Origin of the sequence: Thalassobacter sp. 16PALIMAR09, from assembly GCF_000765485.1 — a bacterium.
GTDB classification, from domain to species: domain Bacteria; phylum Pseudomonadota; class Alphaproteobacteria; order Rhodobacterales; family Rhodobacteraceae; genus Thalassobacter; species Thalassobacter stenotrophicus.
On the sequence record NZ_JHAK01000002.1, the window covers coordinates 602,254 to 621,439 of the forward strand.

Annotated in this window: 20 protein-coding genes; 9 read left to right on the forward strand and 11 right to left on the reverse strand. The window is 59.2% G+C overall.

Annotation, left to right across the window (positions count from 1 at the left end; genetic code table 11):
• Positions 1–19 precede the first annotated feature (19 nt).
• The 4 genes from PM04_RS06810 to PM04_RS06825 form a co-directional block, all read right to left on the reverse strand.
• Positions 20–799, reverse strand: a complete 780-nt coding sequence (locus tag PM04_RS06810) for an ABC transporter ATP-binding protein (RefSeq protein ID WP_038004856.1) — start codon at positions 797–799, stop codon at positions 20–22.
• 148 nt (positions 800–947) lie between these two features.
• Positions 948–1,661, reverse strand: a complete 714-nt coding sequence (locus tag PM04_RS06815; protein WP_052077290.1) for a hypothetical protein — start codon at positions 1,659–1,661, stop codon at positions 948–950.
• A gap of 14 nt (positions 1,662–1,675) precedes the next feature.
• Positions 1,676–2,116 (reverse strand): TerB family tellurite resistance protein, encoded by a 441-nt coding sequence (locus PM04_RS06820; protein WP_038004858.1) that lies wholly within the window; start codon positions 2,114–2,116, stop codon positions 1,676–1,678.
• A gap of 75 nt (positions 2,117–2,191) precedes the next feature.
• Positions 2,192–3,481: an O-acetylhomoserine aminocarboxypropyltransferase/cysteine synthase family protein gene (locus PM04_RS06825; protein ID WP_038004860.1), complete on the reverse strand. Its 1,290-nt coding sequence runs from the start codon at positions 3,479–3,481 to the stop codon at positions 2,192–2,194.
• Between the two features lie 281 nt (positions 3,482–3,762).
• Between PM04_RS06825 and PM04_RS06835 the strand changes: the two genes are divergently transcribed.
• Genes PM04_RS06835 through PM04_RS06845 form a run of 3 tightly spaced genes read left to right on the forward strand, consistent with a single transcriptional unit; the run spans position 3,763 to position 5,016 of the window.
• The gene (locus PM04_RS06835; RefSeq protein WP_038004863.1) at positions 3,763–4,140 is read left to right on the forward strand and encodes an NADH:ubiquinone oxidoreductase subunit NDUFA12; all 378 of its coding nucleotides are present in this window, start codon (positions 3,763–3,765) and stop codon (positions 4,138–4,140) included.
• 40 nt (positions 4,141–4,180) lie between these two features.
• Entirely contained in the window at positions 4,181–4,633 is a 453-nt protein-coding gene (locus tag PM04_RS06840; protein WP_038004864.1) for an outer membrane lipid asymmetry maintenance protein MlaD, read from the forward strand.
• Positions 4,634–4,635: 2 nt separating this feature from the next.
• A complete protein-coding gene (locus tag PM04_RS06845; protein WP_038004865.1) occupies positions 4,636–5,016 on the forward strand; it encodes a DUF2155 domain-containing protein in 381 nt (126 codons plus the stop codon).
• On the opposite strand, the gene aat is transcribed toward PM04_RS06845, so the two are convergent.
• From aat to PM04_RS06865, 4 genes are read right to left on the reverse strand one after another with little or no spacing between them, the layout of a single operon-like run.
• Positions 4,980–5,621: a leucyl/phenylalanyl-tRNA--protein transferase gene (gene aat, locus PM04_RS06850; RefSeq protein ID WP_038004866.1), complete on the reverse strand. Its 642-nt coding sequence runs from the start codon at positions 5,619–5,621 to the stop codon at positions 4,980–4,982. The genes PM04_RS06845 and aat overlap by 37 nt on opposite strands.
• A gap of 9 nt (positions 5,622–5,630) precedes the next feature.
• Entirely contained in the window at positions 5,631–6,884 is a 1,254-nt protein-coding gene (locus PM04_RS06855; RefSeq protein ID WP_038004867.1) for a multidrug effflux MFS transporter, read from the reverse strand.
• On the reverse strand, positions 6,871–7,524 hold the full coding sequence (locus PM04_RS06860) for a DsbA family oxidoreductase (RefSeq protein ID WP_038004868.1): 654 nt from the start codon (positions 7,522–7,524) through the stop codon (positions 6,871–6,873). The genes PM04_RS06855 and PM04_RS06860 overlap by 14 nt, the downstream gene beginning before the upstream one ends.
• Positions 7,521–9,059, reverse strand: a complete 1,539-nt coding sequence (locus PM04_RS06865) for a class I adenylate-forming enzyme family protein (RefSeq protein WP_038004870.1) — start codon at positions 9,057–9,059, stop codon at positions 7,521–7,523. Before PM04_RS06865 ends, PM04_RS06860 begins: the two co-directional genes overlap by 4 nt.
• Before the next feature lie 74 nt (positions 9,060–9,133).
• Between PM04_RS06865 and PM04_RS06870 the strand changes: the two genes are divergently transcribed.
• Entirely contained in the window at positions 9,134–9,754 is a 621-nt protein-coding gene (locus PM04_RS06870; protein ID WP_038004872.1) for a helix-turn-helix domain-containing protein, read from the forward strand.
• An 85-nt stretch (positions 9,755–9,839) separates the two neighbouring features.
• On the opposite strand, the gene PM04_RS06875 is transcribed toward PM04_RS06870, so the two are convergent.
• Together PM04_RS06875 and PM04_RS06880 are read right to left on the reverse strand one after the other, a co-directional pair.
• Positions 9,840–10,859, reverse strand: a complete 1,020-nt coding sequence (locus PM04_RS06875) for a patatin-like phospholipase family protein (RefSeq protein WP_038004875.1) — start codon at positions 10,857–10,859, stop codon at positions 9,840–9,842.
• 34 nt (positions 10,860–10,893) lie between these two features.
• Positions 10,894–11,667 (reverse strand): 3-hydroxybutyrate dehydrogenase, encoded by a 774-nt coding sequence (locus PM04_RS06880; protein ID WP_038004877.1) that lies wholly within the window; start codon positions 11,665–11,667, stop codon positions 10,894–10,896.
• Positions 11,668–12,004: 337 nt separating this feature from the next.
• Here PM04_RS06880 and PM04_RS06885 point away from each other — a divergent pair, with 337 nt between their 5' ends.
• A complete protein-coding gene (locus tag PM04_RS06885; RefSeq protein ID WP_038004879.1) occupies positions 12,005–13,846 on the forward strand; it encodes an extracellular solute-binding protein in 1,842 nt (613 codons plus the stop codon).
• Here the strand turns inward: PM04_RS06885 and PM04_RS06890 are convergent.
• Positions 13,843–14,241 (reverse strand): hypothetical protein, encoded by a 399-nt coding sequence (locus PM04_RS06890; RefSeq protein WP_038004882.1) that lies wholly within the window; start codon positions 14,239–14,241, stop codon positions 13,843–13,845. The genes PM04_RS06885 and PM04_RS06890 overlap by 4 nt on opposite strands.
• A gap of 216 nt (positions 14,242–14,457) precedes the next feature.
• On the opposite strand from PM04_RS06890, the gene PM04_RS06895 reads away from it, so the two are divergent.
• From PM04_RS06895 to PM04_RS06910, 4 genes are all read left to right on the forward strand, one after another.
• Positions 14,458–16,143, forward strand: coding sequence for an NAD(P)H-dependent oxidoreductase subunit E (locus PM04_RS06895; RefSeq protein ID WP_038004884.1), 1,686 nt, complete (start codon positions 14,458–14,460; stop codon positions 16,141–16,143).
• Between the two features lie 174 nt (positions 16,144–16,317).
• Positions 16,318–17,571, forward strand: a complete 1,254-nt coding sequence (gene ftsY / locus PM04_RS06900) for a signal recognition particle-docking protein FtsY (protein ID WP_038004886.1) — start codon at positions 16,318–16,320, stop codon at positions 17,569–17,571.
• A gap of 6 nt (positions 17,572–17,577) precedes the next feature.
• Positions 17,578–18,483: an EamA family transporter gene (locus PM04_RS06905; protein WP_038004888.1), complete on the forward strand. Its 906-nt coding sequence runs from the start codon at positions 17,578–17,580 to the stop codon at positions 18,481–18,483.
• 57 nt (positions 18,484–18,540) lie between these two features.
• Entirely contained in the window at positions 18,541–19,185 is a 645-nt protein-coding gene (locus tag PM04_RS06910; RefSeq protein WP_052068235.1) for an inner membrane-spanning protein YciB, read from the forward strand.
• The last annotated feature ends 1 nt before the right edge of the window (position 19,186 follow it).

Consider the following 19,186-nt stretch of genomic DNA (forward strand, 5'->3'; position numbering starts at 1 on the left):
TGCTGGTAGTCGCCTAGGCTCAGGCCAAGTTGGTTGAGGCAAGAAAGCCTCTGAGCCGCTCGGATTTCGGTGCTTTAAAGAGAGCCTCTGGCGGGCCCTCTTCCTCTATCCTGCCTTGATGCAGGAAGATCACGTGGTCTGACACGTCGCGGGCAAGCGCCATGTCGTGGGTCACGATCAGCATGGTCCGGCCCTCAGCAGCGAGGTCCTTGATCACGCGGATGACTTCTTGTTCCAATTCGGGGTCCAAGGCGGATGTCGGCTCATCGAACAACAGCGCCTTCGGCTCCATCGCCAGCCCGCGCGCAATCGCGGCGCGTTGCTGCTGACCGCCAGACAGTTGGGCGGGGTACACATCGCATTTGTCGCCAATACCGACCTTGTCGAGGATCGCGCGCGCGCGCACCTCAACCTCAGCCCGGTCCTGTTTGAGAACGGTGACGGGGGCCTCCATGACGTTCTCAAGGATCGTCATATGCGCCCAAAGGTTGAACTGTTGAAATACCATCGACAGGTTCGTGCGGATGCGGCGGACTTGGGCGGCATCACCGGGGACCCGCGCGGCCCCTTGGCCTCTCCAGTGTACGGGTTCACCGCAGAAAATGACCTCACCCTGCTGGCTGTCTTCCAGCAGGTTGGCACAGCGCAGAAGCGTAGATTTGCCCGAGCCCGACGATCCGATGAGGGAGATCACATGCCCTTGTGGTGCAGTCACGTCCACGCCCTTCAGGACCTCAAGATCACCATAGGCCTTGTGCAGGTCCCGGATTTCGATCACCGGCGCGGTTTTAGAACTCATGGACATCCCCAGATCCAAATGACGCCTGACTTAGCGGTAATTCTTAGCGAATTGCAATGGTGCAGGCCGCAATGACGGAACGTCATGTGTGTGAGGCGCTGGTGTATCGGCTGATGTGCCAAGACAGGTGCCGGTCGGATAGTGCGACTTAAACGACTGGTGGGGGCGGGACGGCCGCGTCAAAGTACGCCGATTCTGGCCAGACGTGAAAGCTAGACAAGCCACCGAGTGCATCAGAGCCTCGCACAGGTGAGCTGTTGATCACGGCGTCTAGCGCTGCGCGCAGGGGTGCGGGATCACGCGAGAGCGCTGTAATCAGGGGCAGGCCCGGTGTGGGTTGCGTGCGCGACCGGATCGGTATGTCGGCAAATTGGGGCGTGTTGCGCTGCAACAACCGCCAGGTCACCGCGTCAATAAACGCGATATCCGCGCTTCCCTCCGCCACTGCGGTGGCAGAGGCCGCGTGCGAGCCGGTCATGATAATGCGTGTCTCGGGGCCCAGGGCGGGATCATCCTGCGCTGCGGCCCAGCCCGATTGGCTATCGGCCGCATTCACGGCCAACTTGACGTCTTTGGCGGGTGCCGTCCCAATACAAACCGAATGATAGCTGCCCACAGGGCCGGGTAGGCCGAAATCCAACGTGCCCACATAGGTCACGCGGCCCTTTAGCGATGTCCGCAGCGGCAAGGCGCAGGTCTGCGAAAGGACCAGCTCAGGATCAGTCCAATGCGCGGTCCAATCCTTTGGCAGCGCGCTGGGCGGCGTCAGATCCGGGAGCCTTAGGCCAAAGTCGCATGCCGCATCTTGGATATCGCGCCAAAGGCCCGTCCACGCAGCAGCACCTGCCACGTCCCAATACATTGGCAGGCTCGCAATCATCCCCGCTTGGCGGCACGCTGGCGCGCAAAGTTGCTGTCGCGGTCGTTGATGCCTAGCAGATTGGCGACCATACGAAGAAACGTGTCTTCGTCGTGATCCCGCTCTCCGTCGGCAAGGACAACAGCCCAAAGCGCTTCGATAATGGCGGTGCGATCCTCTAGGTCAACGGCGTCCTTGATAGCGCGGGTAAAGCGGACGGTATCTGGCGCCTCGGTTTCCAACGTTTCGGCCTGACCGCGCAGCTTCGCGGCCTCAAACGGGGAGAGACCGTGGCGGGCCGCAAGGATCTTGTCGATCTTGGCGATCTCAGCGGCAGCATAATCACCATCCGCGCGGGCCACGCGCACCAACAGGGCGGCCAGCGCCACTTGCGCATCTGGTTGAGGAAGGCGCTCGGGCTGAGGCGCGATGAGGCGGTTTAGTAGGTCAGCAAACATAGGGCACCATATAGGAAAGACCGGGGCAGAGTTTTAGGAAAAACGCCGCCCCGGGTCAAAATGAACGCAAAAGGATTAGGCTGTCGCTTTTGCCAGCGCTTGATCCAGATCGGCGATCAGGTCGACGGCATCCTCGATCCCGATGGATACGCGCACGACATTGGGGGCAGCCCCTGCGGCTTCTTGCTGCTCAGCCGTCAACTGACGGTGCGTGGTTGAGGCGGAGTGGATGATCAACGACCGCGTATCGCCCAAGTTGGCCACGTGCGAGAAAATTTCGAGGTTATCAACCAGCTTGATGCACGCCTCGTAGCCACCCTTGACCGCAAAGGTAAACAAACCGCCTGCGCCACGCGGACAGATTTTGGGCACGAGGTGGTTGTACGGCGACGATTCGAGCCCTGCATAGGTGACGTAATCCACCCGTGGGTCAGCTTCGAGCCACTTGGCCAGCTTGGTCGCGTTCTCAACGTGGCGTTCCATCCGCAGGCTCAGCGTCTCAATCCCGCACAGCGTGTAGTGCGCCGCCTGTGGGTTCATCGTCATGCCCAGATCGCGCAGACCAATGGCAATCCCGTGGAATGTGAACGCCATAGGGCCAAACGTCTCGGCGAACTTCAGGCCGTGATAGGCAGGCTCGGGCTGGCTCAGACTTGGGAACTTATCGTTCGCAGCCCAATCGAACTTACCGCTGTCCACAACGCAGCCGCCGGTGACGGTGCCATTGCCGGTTAGGTATTTCGTGGTCGAATGCACAACAAGCGTGGCACCATGTTCAATCGGGCGCACAAGATATGGGGTGGCGGATGTGTTATCGACGATCAGGGGGATGCCAGCCTCATCGGACACAGCCGAGATCGCGTCCAAATCCGTGATGTGACCACCGGGGTTGGCAATAGCCTCGCAGAAAACTGCACGAGTATTCTCGTCAATCGCTGCAGCAACCGCCTTGGGATCGTCCATGTCGACAAATTTGGCCGACCAGCCAAACCGTTTGATCGTCTGAGAAAACTGCGTGACCGTTCCGCCATACAAGCGGGTCGAGGCGACGATGTTGCAGCCAGGCTGCATCAGCGGAAATAACGCCATGATCTGCGCCGCATGCCCTGATGAGCAACAAACCGCACCAACACCACCCTCAAGCGTCGCGATCCGCTCTTGCAGTACGGCAACCGTCGGGTTCGTCAGACGCGAATAAATGTAGCCGACTTCCTGAAGGTTAAACAGCTTGGACGCATGCTCTGCATCGCGAAACACGAAGGCCGTCGATTGATAAATCGGCGTGTTACGTGCGCCTGTCGCGGGGTCAGGGTTCGCGCCTGCGTGAATTTGTAGCGTGTCGAAGCCGTACGTTTGATCACTCATGTCATCTCTCCATGTCTTTTTGTCTTTTGTTGCGGCTTTGATAGGCCCGTGCGCCCGCGCCGTCCATCGCAACGATAAATCCAGCGCGGGAATTCGGCCTCGAATCCCGGATAATCCCAGAATTTCTGCCCATTTCTCGCAAAACCCGCCCTCTTTGGTTTAGAAATATCCCCGCCGGAGGCACATAATCCTTTATTTCGCGCCACATGCCGCAGCCCACGGGCACTGGACGCTTCCCCGTGCGGGGCCTATAGATGAGGCGTTCGAACCGGAGGACACCCATGTTCTATTTTCTCAAACGCGCCGTGACGTGGTGGAACAGTCAAACGCTGGGCACTCAGCTTTTCACGTGGCGCAAAGGCGAACGTGTGGGTGAGGATGACCTTGGCAATACCTACTACCAAACAACAGGGGGTGTGCGTCGCTGGGTGATCTTCAATGGTGAGGCAGAAGCATCCCGCGTTCCGCCCGAATGGCACGGTTGGTTGCATCACACGTACAAGCTACCGCCCACCGAGGCGCCATTGCCGCACAAGGTTTGGGAAAAGCCGCACCAGATGAACCTCACCGGGACGGCTGCGGCTTATGTGCCAGCAGGATCGCTGAAACGTGCCAAACCCGTCGAACGCCAAGATTATGAGGCTTGGAGCCCGGAATAATCGGGGCTACGTATGGGCACCTTAACAAAGGGGCGCTCTGATGGCTGAAAACCGCACTGAGATTTTTGTAGGCACCGTGGTGCTGACCGTGGCACTCGGGTTCCTGTTCTACACGGCCCAGGCCACGGGCTTTGCAAACGGGCCGGGCAGCAGCGCTGCAAACTACTCCGCATCCTTTCGTGCGGCCGATGGCATTGCAGTCGGGTCCGAGGTGCGTTTGGCGGGCGTCAAGTTGGGTACAGTCACGGATCTTGAGCTGAACCCGGTGACTTTTCGCGCTGACGCCACCGTGGCCGTACCTGCAAATCTCGAAATCCCTGACGACAGTTCACTGATCATCTCTTCCGAAGGGCTGCTTGGCGGCAACTTCGTTGAGATTGTCCCCGGCGGCTCGCCGTTCAACCTAGAACCCGGTGGTCAGTTTCTCGATACCCAAGGCTCCGTCTCTCTGGTGTCGTTGTTGATGCGGTTTGTGACCGGGTCCGAGGAGTAATGATGCGGCTTCTGGGCGCGTTCTCACTGGTCCTTGGCCTTTTAGTGGCCCCCGAAGTGGCGCCGGCTCAGGGCACATCCGTTGTCACGGGCACAGGCACTGGCGCGGTTTTGCGCACCTTGGACAAAGTCACGGGCGCGGTGTTCGATGTTGAGGTCGCATCGGGTCAAACCTTGGGGTACGGCACACTCGAAATCACCCTCAGTGAATGCCGCTACCCTGCCAGCAACCCCGCAGGGGACGCCTTCGCGCATTTGACTGTGATGGATGGCAACAAGCGTCAGGATATCTTTCAGGGGTGGATGATCGCCTCATCTCCCGCGCTCATGGCACTGGATCATGCCCGCTATGACGTCTGGGTGCTGCGCTGTATCACATCCTGAACCGGGGGCATTTCGGGTGCGCGGGTAAAGTCCGCCTCTTGGCCTAATGCGCGCTCCAGTTGTGCATGATACATCGCACGCGGAATCTCTACGGCACCAAGCGACGTTAAATGCGGTGTGACGAACTGCGTGTCAAACAGGGTAAAGCCGCCGGCCCGCAACCTGTGCACCAGATAGGCCAGCGCGATTTTTGAAGCATTGGTGCGCCGCGAAAACATGCTTTCCCCAAAAAATGCAGCCCCAAGGGTGACCCCGTAAACGCCACCAACCAAGGTCTTATCCTCCCAGACCTCTAGGGCCTGCGCGTAACCCGCCCGGTGCAACGCGCTATACAGGTTCGCTATAGGGCCATTGATCCATGTCTCATCCCTGTCGGCGCAGCCCTCAACCACTGCATCAAAAGCCGTGTTGATACGGATTTGAAATGGCTCTTTGGCGATGTGTTTTCCCAAAGATCGGGAAATGTGAAAACCGTCGAGGGGCATGACCCCACGCTCGCGCGGATCGACCCAGAAAATCTCGGGATCGTCGCGGCCCTCGGACATCGGGAAAATCCCGGCGGCATACCCCCGCAGGAGCGTTTCTGGCGTCAGCATGGTGGTCATAGCGGCACGCTACTCCGCATCAGAGGTGCGCGGCAACGCGACCATCAATCCCCGCGCCAACACCGCAAGCACGCACACACCGAGCATCAAAGGCACAGCGGTTCCGTCAAATGCTAGCCCCAGCGGGATGGCAATGACCGCCCCAGCGATGGTCGCGACCGAGCCAATGACCGACGATGCGACGCCCGCGATGTGGCCCATAGGGCTCATGGCGATGGCGTTAACGTTGCCGATGGTCAGTCCTGCCTGAAAGAATACGGATGTTTTCCAGATGATGAACATTGCGAACAAAAAGCCTCCATCCAACAGACCCGTCAGCCAGAGAATCGCGCATAGGCCTGACAAAAGGATCTGCGCCGCAAGGGTCCAGCGGATGATGAAGTGCATGCCCAGCTTCTCGACGAGCTTTGCGTTCAGCAGCGACGCGGTGCTTGCGATCAGGGCGACCAACCCAAACCAAAGCGGAAAACTGCCGGCACGGTCGAATGTGATGTCGAAAATCTGCTGGGTTGAGGCAAGGACCCCGAACAACATGCCATAGCACAACGCCTGTACCCCGATCGCGAGGCTCACGTTGCGGTTGGCCAAAACCTCGCGAAGGCTGGATGCCAAAACGCCGGGGCGCAGGGGGCGTCGGGCCGCGGGCGGGTGGGTTTCGGGCTGCCGCAGCCCCATCCATAGGGACAGGATGATGGCAAACACCACAAACGCGGCAAAAATCCCGCGCCATCCCGTGACCCAGATAATGCCCGCGCCGATGGCTGGCGCGATGGCAGGCACCAGCGCAAAGACCAGCATGACAAAGGACATGATCTTCGCCATGCCTCGCCCCGCATATTGGTCGCGCACGATGGCCAGCGTCACTACGCGGGGCCCTGCGGCGCCTAGACCCTGCAATACACGACCCGCGATGACTGTTTCCAGTGTCGGGGCCACGTAGGCCAAAACCGAACCGATGCAAAACAAGAGCGCTCCGGCCAAAACAACCGGCTTGCGCCCGACCGCATCTGAAATTGGTCCCGCAAAGAGTGTTCCAAGGCCAAGGCCGAGGACAAATGTCGTGATGATTAACTGCGCCCGGTTCGGTTCATCGGGGGTCAGGTCGCGCGCGATGTCAGGCAGGGATGGCAGCATCGAGTCGATTGAAAACGCAACGATTGCGGTCATCATCGCCATGAGAGCGATAAATTCGGCGCGTGATAGCGGTGGCTTGGGCGTCAGTTGGTCGCCTGCCACCGCTGTGTTGGGGTCACTCGGGGGCATCTGCCGCTTTGATCTGGGCGTTCAGGTCGTCAATCACTTGGCCCCATAGTTCGGGTGGTTGTGCACCGGGTACGACGTGTTGATTGGCGATGATAAAGGTAGGCACCGCACTGACGCCACGCTCACGCGCATGGGCGTCTCGGGCACGGATATCATCCGCATCGGCATCACTGCTCAGCAAGCGGCGGGTCATATCCGCCTCTAGCCCCGCGCGGGTGCCGATTTCGACCAGCGCATCCCGGTCGCCGATGTCCTCTCCTTTGATGAAATAGGCTTCAAAAAGGGCCTGCGCCATGGGGGTCTGTTTATGCTCCAGTCCGGCCCAATGGATCATCCGGTGTGCGTCCAGTGTATTTGGCGTGCGGGTGATGCCCTCAAGGTTAAGGTTCAGGCCCATGGCCTCAGCCGTCTCAGCAATCGGGGCATAGGCGCGCACTGCGGCCTCTTTGCCACCAAACTTACCCTCCAGATAGGCGCGGCGATCCATACCTTCGGGCGGCATGTCCGGGTTCAACTGGAACGGATGCCAAGCCAGCACAAAGGGGTGGTCGCCCGCTGCCTCTAGGGCGCGGAACAGATGGGTTTTGCCAATGAGGCACCAAGGGCAAATCGGGTCGGAAAGAATATCAAGGGTGATCATCCCCTCTCGTCGTCCACTCGGCTGCGTTTTGCAACCCCTGAGGCAAGGACCGCCGCCTCTGCCTCGGTACGCAAGGCGCGGCGGTTCAGTTTGCCATTAGCATTCCGCAGTAGTTTTCCACACGCGAAATAGAGGCGCGGCTGTTTGTACCGGGCCAGATGGGTCTGAGCCATGTCGCGGATATCGTCTTCTTGGCCACCGACGTGAAACAGCGCAATCACACTCGTGTCTTCGTGGAGCCGCACCTCGCAGGCGGCCACTTCCGACACGCCGGGTGTCAGCGCGAGCTTGGTTTCCACTTCAAGGGGCGAAACCCGAAAGCCCCCGGCGTTCATCATATCATCGCGGCGCCCTAGGTATGTGATCGCTCCATCGCGGGACATAGTGACGTAATCACCGGTGCCGAACCAAGCCGTGCCAAGGGGTACGGGCCCTGTGCCCGGCTCCCAATAGCCCAGCATCAAGCCCGGCTCAGAGGCGTGCAGGCACAACTCCCCGGGGGTGTTGTAATCTACGGCTGTGCCCTCGGCACGCACGCTGATGTGACGCCCGGCTTGTGGGTAGCCAGCCGTGCCGGGTGCCGCGGGCCGTGTTGGGCTGCCAGAGATATAGGTTGAGCATTCGGACATCCCCAAAGCCTCATGCACAGCGGTGCCGGTTGCCTTGATCCATGCGGCACGTGTGATGTTCGGCAGGGCCTCTCCCGCGCTTAGCCCATGACGTAGCTTGCGCAGGGGTGGGGTCGGACCCCGCAGCATTTGGCGGTAGACGCCCGGTGCTGCAGCAAAGATCGTGACGTTGTGCGCGGCAATCATCGCGGGCAGGTCCTTGGCTTTGGTGCCTTCCGCGGGGATCAACGCAGTGGCCCCAATGGCCCAAGGGTCCATTAGTCCCGTCCCCATCGTATAGGTCCAATTAAAGGCGCCTGCGTGCATCAAACGGTCGTCGACCCGCAGGCCATACCAGCCGTCCCACATCATTTGCCGCGCCCATACGGCCCGGTGGGCATGACAGACGGGCCGTGATTTTCCTCCGCTGCCAGAGGTGAACACAATGTAGGCAGGTCGGTTTGGGTCTCCCATCTCTGCGCTCAGCGGGGGCAGATTTTGCATCTGGCGCAAGGTATCGGCATCAAGCAGCGGCAGATCCGTTTCAGGTACCGCCACGCCCTGTGACGTGGCAATGGCCGCCGGTGTAACCTGAGAAATCAGGGCCGCAACCTCAGCACTTGTCAGGGCGGCGGCCGTTGGTACGGGAATGATGCCTCCCCAAATGCAGGCCAAATACGTCAGGGGACAAATCACCGAATTGCCTTGGCGCAGCATCAACCGATCACCAGGCTGAAGGCCGGCATCCCGCAACCCGCGCGCCATGCCTGCTACGGCTTGTCTTAGGTCCGCATAGGTCCACGGTGCGGATCCGTCTCCAACAACTTGCAGGGCGCAGGCGTCGGGCTTTCCAGCCTGCAAAACATAGGCCGCCATGTTGAACTCAGCGGGCGGGGCGGGAAACGTATCGTGAAAAACAGCAGGCATATGCCATGTTTAAGTATCCAAACCCCATGCGGCAAGCGCTTGCAGCGACTTTGGGCTGAGGATACAAAGGCGCCATGTCCAAGACCGAACCCAGCCTGATCCGCTTGGCCCGCGAAAGCGGGGGCGACCGCAGCCCCGAGCCCCTCAACCTCGCGGAGCGGGTGCGCTCCTTGCGCAAATCACGCGGCTGGACGTTGGAACAGGCCGCTAATCAGGCCGGTCTGGCGCGGTCCACCCTCTCCAAGATCGAGAATGGCCAAATGTCCCCCACGTGGGAGGCACTCAAGAAACTCGCAACGGGTCTAGAAATTTCGGTGCCACAGCTGTTCACCCCCCCCAAAGAGGGTCAAGTCACGGGCCGCCGCACAGTCACACGTATGGGTGAAGGCGAGGCCCATGTTACCACAACCTACGAACACGAACTGCTGGCGGGCGCTCTCACGACCAAACGGATGCTGCCCTACCGCGCCCGTATTCGCGCGCGCTCCTTCTCTGATTTCGATGATTGGGTCCGTCACGACGGAGAAGAATTCCTGCTGGTGCTCACAGGCGCTATCCGGCTCTACACCGAATTCTACGAGGCCATCGAAATGCGTCGTGGCGACAGCGCCTATTATGACGCCTCAATGGGCCACAATGTTGTCTCGGTTTCGGACGAAGACGCCACGATACTCTGGGTCACATCGCTACCCTAAACCCTTCTTTGGTTTTCAAATATCCCGGGAGTGTGAGGGCAGAGCCCTCACGTCTCGCGGGGCCAAAGGCGCCGCGACGCTCAGCCTAACTGTCGAACATCGCTGCCAGATCAACTGAACTTTCATCGCCGATCTGATCAAAATGCTTGTCCAAAAACGTGTCCGTCGCGCGGTATCCCGCCGCGCGCAGCTGGGCCAAGACCGCCGGGTTCGGGACCAGCTTTGTGGCCACGGATAGTTGCTGCATCAGCGCGTCGTCGGCGACCATATGCACCAATACGTCCTTCATCGCGTCGCCCGACATGGTGCCTGCGTGCAAAAGGCGTTGCACGAAGGCAATCGCACGCAGCTCTCGCAAAAGCGACGTGTTAAAGCTGATCTCATTGATGCGGTTTTGAATGTCCCGCGCGGAACGCGGCACCTCAGCCCGGTGCAACGGGTTGATATTCACGACCAGGATATCCCGCGGCAGGTCCTTGTGAAACAGCGGAAATAGCGCGGGATTGCCGGTGTATCCGCCGTCCCAGTAGGCTTCTCCATCAATTTCGACGGCCTCGAACAATGTGGGCAAACAGGCAGAGGCGAGGATCGCATCAGTTGTGATTTCCTCGCGGGTGAACACGCGGATTTTACCTGACCGGACGTTGGTCGCACAGATATGAAACTGCGGCCCCGCCTCGGAACAGACATTGTCAAAGTCGAACCCCTCAACAATGCGGCGCAGCGGGTTCGACGTTGTGCCCCGATACAAATAGGGTGATATCGTCCGCGATGTGGTGTCCGACAGCGCGAATGGCAGCGAGTATTCAATCGCTCGGCTGATCGCCATCGGCGAAAACGCGTTCAGCCATGGGCCAAACGCCTCGTCCGTAATCGCACCCACCTTGGTCCAAAGCGCCTCAAGCCCGGCTTTGGCCTTGTCCCGATCCCCAGTGACCAGCCCACATTTTATCGCCGCCCCGTTCAGCGCACCCGCAGATGTGCCCGAGATGGCCGCAATCTCGATCCGCTCATCTTCCAGCAACCGGTCCAGCGCGCCCCATGTGAACGCGCCATGTGCCCCGCCGCCCTGAAGGGCTAGGTTGATGCGTTTTGTTTGGCCCATGGGTCATCCTTTTGCGCTTGGGGTCGGGGCCTTCTCAGAGGGCGGTCCAGCCGCCATCCACCGAAATGGTCGTGCCGGTGATTTGTGCCGCCGCGTCCGAGCATAGAAACACAGCCGTGCCGCCCATCTGCTCAACCGTTGCGAACTCTTTGGACGGTTGCCGCGTGAGCAGGACGTTTTCAACGACCTCTTCGCGGCTCATGTTATATTCTTTCATCGTGTCGGGGATCTGCGCCTCGACCAATGGGGTCAGAACATAACCGGGGCATATCGCGTTTGCTGTGATCGGCTCGCGCGCAGTTTCGAGGGCCACGACCTTGGTCATGCCAACCACCCCGTGTTTCGCAGCGACATATGCCGATTTGTAGGGTGAGGCCGTCAGCCCATGTGCCGAGGCGATGTTGATAACTCGCCCCCAGCCCGCCGTGCGCATCATCGGCAATGCTGCAGCCGTGGTGTGATAGGCCGACGACATGTTGATCGCGATAATCGCGTCCCATTTGTCTTGGGGGAATTCGTCAATCGCGGCGACGTGCTGGATGCCTGCGTTGTTGATCAGGATGTCACATGCGCCGGCCTGCTCGATCAAGGCGCGGCACTGGTCGCCTTTGGACATATCGGCCTGAATATAGCGCGCGTTGACGCCGTGATCTGCCGCGATCTGGGCGGCCAGCGCGTGATCTTCTTCGCGGTCTGTGAATGAGTTGATCACCACGTCCGCGCCAGCCTTGGCCATTTCGATTGCGATACCCAAGCCGATGCCCGAATTGGAGCCGGTGATGACGGCGGTCTTGCCTTGAAGTGTCATGGATCGTTTCCCTTGTCTCACGTTGCGTCAACGATAGCTGCTGCACCGCAGAATGAAAGGAAGTTCTGCGATACCTGCCGCAGTGCGGCATCAATCGTGATCGGCTGTGATGCGTGATTGGTGTGATGGATTGCCTCGCATATGGCCCAAAAAAAACGCCAGCACGAAGCTGGCGTTAAGTTATTGAGGCAGGTTTCATACAGGCAAGAAACCTATCGAGCAGTGACCTCAATATACTGGATGCGGTGTTGAGAGTCCAAGTTAAAGTTTTGGACTATCTTGAGGGATCACCGTATCTTGAGGCCAATAAATCAAGGAAAACAGGAACTGTTTCGATATGGTCTTCAATTCTTTTCATCGAGCAGTCGCAGGCGCCGTGGTCGGATTGGCGCTTTTTTGCCAACCGATTCTTGCCACCGATTCTCCCTCTGAAAGCGCTCAGGCACACCATGGAATCGCTCTTTATGGTGCTCCGGCGTTGCCTGCGGACTTTGCGCACTTGCCTTACGCCAATCCGGACGCTCCCAAGGGTGGGGTGTTTGTTGACGGTCAGGTCGGCGGTTTCGATAGTCTCAACCCGCACATCCAAAAAGGCCGGGTGCCGTGGCAATTGCGGTTCCTTGCGCACGAAAGCCTGATGGGCAGATCCTATGATGAGCCGTTCACATTGTACGGCCTTCTGGCCGAGACGGTGGCCGTCGATCCAGAGGGCCATTGGGTCGAGTTTCACCTGCGTCCCGAGGCCCGGTTTTCTGACGGTGCTCCGGTCACCGTTGAGGACGTTATCTGGTCCTATGAGGCGCTCGGCACCCAAGGGCATGCGCGCTACCGGGGGTCATGGGCGCAGGTGGCGCGTATTGTGCCGGTGGGTACGCGCGGTCTGCGCATCAGTTTTAAGGCGCCCAACCGTGAGTTGGCGATGATCATGGGGATGCGCCCTGTTCTGAAAAAAGCTCAGTGGGAGGGCCGCGATTTTACCCAAAGCGGGTTGGATGTGATCCCGATTACGAGTGCGGCTTATGTCATCACTGATTTTGAGCCGAACCGCTTTGTCGAGCTGAGCCGCAACCCTGATTATTGGGCCCGTGATCTGCCTCTCCGCAAAGGGGTGCACAACCTTGATACCCTGCGGATGGAGTTTTTTACCGATGCGTCCGCCATGTTTGAGGCGTTCAAATCCGGTGAACTGAGCACGATGCGCGAAACTTCTGCCGCGAAATGGGCGGAGCAATATAACTTTCCTGCAGTGGAAAGCGGCGCAATCGTCAAATCCGAGGTTCCGCATCAACGCCCCACGGGGATGACGGGCTTGGTTATGAACACCCGCACCGGGTTTTTTGCTGATTGGCGCGTGCGTGAGGCGATGATTGAGGCGTTCAACTTTACCTACACCAACACGGTCCTGAACGGTGGCGCACTGCCCCGGATTGAAAGCTATTTCGCGAATTCGCCGCTTGGCATGACACCGGGCACCCCTGCTGAGGGCCGCGTGCGTGACCTGTTGGAACCCTTTGCCGATAGCCTGCCACCGGGTGCGATTGACGGCTATGCATTGCCCAAGGGCAGTGCGCGTGTGGCCAATCGTGGTGCGATCCGGCGGGCTACGGCTTTGCTTGAGGATGCAGGGTATACCGTTGAAAATGGCCGCCTTGTGGGACCGGACGGGCCGGTTCAGTTCGAAATCCTGCTGCAAAACGGCTCAAGCGAGATCGGTTCAGTGGTCGATATCTATGTCGAAGCACTGGAGCGGCTGGGCCTTGATCCGGAGATTTCCTCCATCGACAGCGCCCAATACACGGAGCGGGTGAACAGCTACGATTTCGACATGACTTATTATCGCTGGGGTTTGTCGTTGTCGCCGGGGAATGAGCAATGGCGCTATTGGGGCCCTGAAGGGGTTGAGGCACCGGGATCGCGAAACCTAATGGGCACTGACACGCCCGCGATTTCCGCGATGATTGAGGCTATGCTAGAGGCCCAATCGCAAGAGGATTACGTGGCTGCCGTCAAAGCGCTGGACCGGGTGCTGACCGCAGGGCGCTATGTGGTTCCTCTGTGGCACAACCCGGTCTCATGGATTGCACATGATGCTGAGCTGAAATTCCCCTCTGATAGGATCTCGATCTACGGCGATTGGATCGATTTCCAGCCCGATGTTTGGTGGCGCGAACCCGGCTAGACCCCCAAGTCGGGCGCTTTGCATGCCAGTGGCGCCTCGTCCTCATGGACTGCGAACAAATCATTCAATGGGTCCGCGCCTTTCGCGCGGGCCGACACGCCCCCGCCGGGTTGTTTGAAAAAGTCCCAGCAGATCGGCTCGGGGCTTTCGTCGTAGATGAAACAGATGTCGCTATCGGCGTTTTCAAACCATATGCCGCGTTGGCATTGCCCGTCCTCAAACGCCCAGATGACGCGTTTGTCGGGAAAGTATTGCTCGGCCCCAAAGGCACGGCCCGCGCGTTCAAAATAGAGAGTTTTGCCAGAGACGCGGGCGTCAAACTCAGCGCCTGAAAACGTCTCTTGGGCGACGGCGGGCGTGGTGAGCATAAGGCAAAGGGTTAGGGCGAGGCGCATGGTCACTCCGGGCTGTTGGCCCCAACATAGGCAACGTGGGGGCGGCTGAAAACCATACCTGTCAAATCTGTGTGGTCACCGGCGACCGTGGAATTCGTTTCCTATGGTAGTCGCGGTGGTATCGGCTTGGGGGAATTCGCCCATTTGGTGTCGGTTTTGACATTTGGGAGAGGGCAGGGCGTGCTATCAAACACCCGATGCGCGCGGGAGGCTTTCATGGCATTGGACGACAACAAAGGTGTGTGGAAATCAGGTCGAGGCAAAGGGCGCAAAACGCCCAAGGGTCGGCAGTATGAGGATACCGCACTGGCAGAAGTGCGCGCCCTTTTGGGGGATCGCCCTCAGCGGCGGGACCTGCTCATCGAGTTTTTGCACCTGATCCAAGATGCCTATGGGCACCAATCTGCGGCGCACCTGCGGGCTTTGGCCGAAGAGATGAAGCTATCAATGGCCGAGGTCTGGGAGGTCGCGACGTTTTACGCGCACTTCGATCCGCTGCGTGAAGATGATCCGGTGCCGCCCGCACTTACCATTCGAGTGTGCGATTCGCTGTCGTGCGAATTGGCTGGATCTGAGACACTGATTTCGGCGCTTGAGGATGGCGTTGATCCATCCCAAGTGCGTGTTCTGCGTGCGCCTTGCATGGGTCGCTGCGATATGGCCCCAACGTTGGAACTGGGGCACAACCATATCGACAACGCCACGCCTGAATTGGTGCACGCGGCGATTGCGGCGGGTGATACTCACCACAAGATGCCCGACTACGAAGGGTTTGAGGCATATTGTGCAGGTGGTGGTTACGCCGAGTTGGCGCGTTTGCGTGCGGACGGCGACTGGGAGCAAGTGCAGGATCAAGTTCTAGCCTCGGGTCTGCGCGGACTTGGCGGGGCAGGGTTCCCGTCGGGCAAGAAGTGGGGCTTTGTTCGGGCCAATCCCGGGCCGCGCTATTTGGCCGTGAACGGTGATGAGGGCGAGCCGGGCACATTTAAGGACCGTTACTATCTAGAGCGCACGCCGCACCTGTTTCTTGAGGGGATGCTAATCGCCGCATGGGCCGTCGAGGCTGAGACCTGTTTTATCTACATGCGCGATGAATATCCGGCGGTGCTGGAGATTCTGGCGACCGAAATCGCAGCCCTAGAGACGGCCGGTATCGTTGAGCCGGGATATATCGATTTGCGCCGTGGGGCGGGTGCCTACATTTGCGGCGAAGAAAGCGCGATGATTGAATCGATTGAAGGCAAACGTGGCCTGCCGCGTCATCGCCCACCGTTTGTGGCGCAGGTCGGTGTGTTTGGTCGCCCGACGCTGGTGCATAACGTTGAGACTTTGAAGTGGGTTGCGCGGATTGTACGCGAAGGACCTGAAATCCTTTCATCCATCACGCATAACGGTCGCACGGGCCTGCGGAGCTATTCCGTATCTGGACGTGTCGCTGCACCCGGGATGTACCTGCTGCCAGCGGGTTCGACGATTGTTGATATTATCGATGCGGCGGGTGGCATGGCCGAGGGGCATGCGTTCAAGGCCTATCAACCGGGCGGGCCATCTTCGGGCGTTTTGCCCGCTTCGTTGAATGATGTGCCGCTTGATTTTGATACGTTGCAGCCGCATGGGACATTCATTGGATCTGCCGCCGTGGTTGTTTTGTCGGATCAGGACCGCGTGCGGGATGCGGCGTTGAACATGCTGCGGTTCTTTGAGGCAGAGAGCTGCGGGCAATGCACCCCCTGCCGCGTGGGCTGTGAAAAAGCCGTGAAGCTGATGCAGGCGGAAACGTGGGATCAGGGGCTTTTGGAAGACCTGAGCCAAGCGATGGTTGATGCGTCGATCTGTGGGCTAGGGCAGGCGGCGCCGAACCCCATCCGGCTGACGATGAAGCACTTTGCCGACGAAATCTAAACGTCGCCCTTTGGGCGGTTACATCTTTTAGGGGGCGCTGCCCCCGGCTCCGTGCCGGAGCCTCCCCCGGAGTATTTTGGGAACAAAGGAGGCTGAGTAACGCGGTGGCTTTCAAACCGTGCGTGCTCGTATTAGATGTGAGCGCCGTAGGCGACGGTAGGAACGGTCTGGGCGATGGCATTTTTCAAGAAACTCAAGGAACGAATGTTCAAGAGCTCCTCTAAGTTGGAGGAGGGATTGGATGCTATCGTTGAAGATGGTGGTGCGGTTGAGGCGGCTGCCGACGTAGATTTGGGTGTTGAAGCGGAACGGTTGGCGACGGAGCGCGCTCGGCTTGAGGAAGAAGCGGCCCGTTTAGAACGTGAGGCTGATGACGCAGCGGCTGCGCGGGCATTGGCGCAGGAGGCTGATGCGAAAGAGCGCAGAGCAGCAGAGGCGGCCCGAATTGAAGCTGACCGCGTGGAGGCTGCACGCATCGCGCGAGTTGAGGCTGAGGAGCGCCGCGCCGAGGAGGCGAGAGCCGCAGCAGAGGCATCCCCCAAGCCCGGCCTGTTGGGCCGGATTTTGGGCCGCGGCGAGGCCAAGGCTGTGGTGCGCCGTGCGCTTGATGATGAGATGTTGGAGCAGCTCGAAGAGTTGCTGATCACGGCAGACATGGGGGTCGATACCGCGTTGCGCGTGACGGCCAATATGGCTGAGGGTCGGATGGGTAAGCGGCTTTCTACTCAAGAGATAAAGGGGCTTATGGCTTCTGAGGTTGCTGCGATCATGGAACCCGTTGCCAAGCCGATGCCTCTGTACCCCAAGAAGCCTCAGGTCGTGTTGGTTGTGGGTGTGAATGGCTCGGGTAAGACGACGACGATTGGCAAGCTGGCCAGTCAGTTTCGAGCGGCAGGCAAGTCCGTTGTGATTGCCGCAGGCGATACGTTTCGTGCCGCAGCAGTGGAGCAGTTGCAGGTCTGGGGGGATCGGGCCGGCGTTCCGGTTCTGACAGCGCCTGAGGGTTCGGACCCTGCTTCGTTGGCGTTTGACGCAATGAGTAAGGCAGAGGCAGATGGCGCCGACTTGCTGATGATCGACACGGCTGGGCGATTGCAAAATCGCGCAGATTTGATGGAGGAGTTGGCCAAGATCGTGCGTGTGATCCGCAAAAAGGACCCCTCTGCGCCGCATAACACCTTGCTGGTTCTGGATGCGACGACTGGTCAAAACGCGATCTCTCAGGTGGAGACATTCCAAAAACTGGCGGATGTGTCTGGCCTTGTGATGACAAAGCTGGATGGCACCGCGCGGGGCGGTGTTTTGGTGGCTTTGGCGGATAAATTCGGCTTGCCTATCCATGCCATCGGCGTGGGAGAGCAGATTGACGATTTGCAAGCCTTCGATCCAGAAGACTTTGCAAGAGCACTGACAGGCCTAGATGCCTGACGCTACATGAGCGCTTGGATCCTCGCGGTTGAGGGGACGCCAGCGGGCGAACAGGTCGCCTTATTGCTTGTGCTGTTTGCGGCGCTTTTGCATGCGATCTTTGGCGCGATGCAGAAGGGGCGGTTTGATCCTTGGACGACCCGGGCGGCGATAGACGTTTGCCTTGTCCTTATCTCGGTGCCGTTTGCGTTGTTTGTCGTGCCATGGCCCCAAGGCCAAGAGTGGTGGTTGTTTGCGGGCGCATTGGTCATCCACTTTCTGTATAAATCTGGCATGGCGGCGGCCTACCAACGGGGCGCATTTACCGTTGTTTATCCCGTTGTGCGAGGCACGGCGCCGCTGTTTGCGGTCTTTGGCGCATGGCTGATCTTTGGTGAAACCTTCGCCCCCCTGCAATGGTTTGGGCTAGGGTGCTTGTTGGCCGGTATCTTTGGCCTCGCGCTTTATAACATCCTCTACTTGGTTAAGGATCGCGGTTCGCTTTTGCCGGCGCTTGGCATGGCGGTGTTCACGGGGATGATGGTTGCGGCCTACACAACCTTTGATGCTTTCGCGATCCGCACAACGCCCAATCCATTCACGTTTGTTGTGTGGTTCTTCTTTCTCTGCTCGCTCGATTTTCCGGCGCTGTGGCTTTGGCTGCACGCCCGAGGGCGCGTGGCGACGCCAGAATGGCGGCCGCTGTTCACACGCGGTGTGATTGGCGCGCTTGTGGCCTATGGCTCCTTCGGCTCAGTGCTTTTGGCGACACGGTTGGGCAAGGTCGGGGAGGCCGCAGCCCTGCGCGAAACCTCAATCGTTTTTGCAGCCCTGATCGGCTGGCTCATCCTAAAGGACACCGTCGGGCCGCGCCGGATCGCGCTTATGTGTTTGATCGCCTTGGGCGCCGTGTTCATCGAGCTTGGCAGCTAGGGGTGGATATTCCGCGCCACCGGGCCTAGGTCAGATTACATCCATGGAGAAGCCGATATGACCCAGCCCGAACCCGCGCCCAAACCTGCTGCGCAGTCTGAGGGGCGCACCGTGAACGGTACGCTTAAATTTCTGTTGGAAACGGGGCCGGTTCTCGCGTTTTTTGGGGCCTACATGTATTTCAAGGATGAGACGTTTCTCATCAACGGGACGGAATACGGGGGCTTCATCGCGGTGACGGTGGCGTTCATTCCCGTCATCCTAGCGGCTACGGCGATCTTGTGGGCGCTGTCGGGCAAACTATCCAAGATGCAGGTGCTGACGGCGATTTTGGTGATTTTTTCGGGCGGTATCTCGTTTTGGTTCAATGACGAGCGGTTCATCAAAATCCGCCCCACTATTATGTTTTCGATCTTTGCCGCGATCCTGTTTTTTGGCTTGGCACGAGGGCGCAGCTATCTCGAATACTTGATGGAAGACCTAATCCCCTTGCAACGCGAGGGGTGGCTTATCCTGACAAAACGCTTTGCGATGCTGTTTGCAGGCCTCGCCGTGTTTAATGAGATCGCGTGGCGTAGCCTGTCGACCGAAGTCTATGTGACGGTTGACACGTTTGGCGTACCCATCGCGATCTTTGCGTTCTTTTTCACGCAAACCAAACTATTCACGGTTTACGCGATTGAGGAAGAACCTGAGGCCTAAA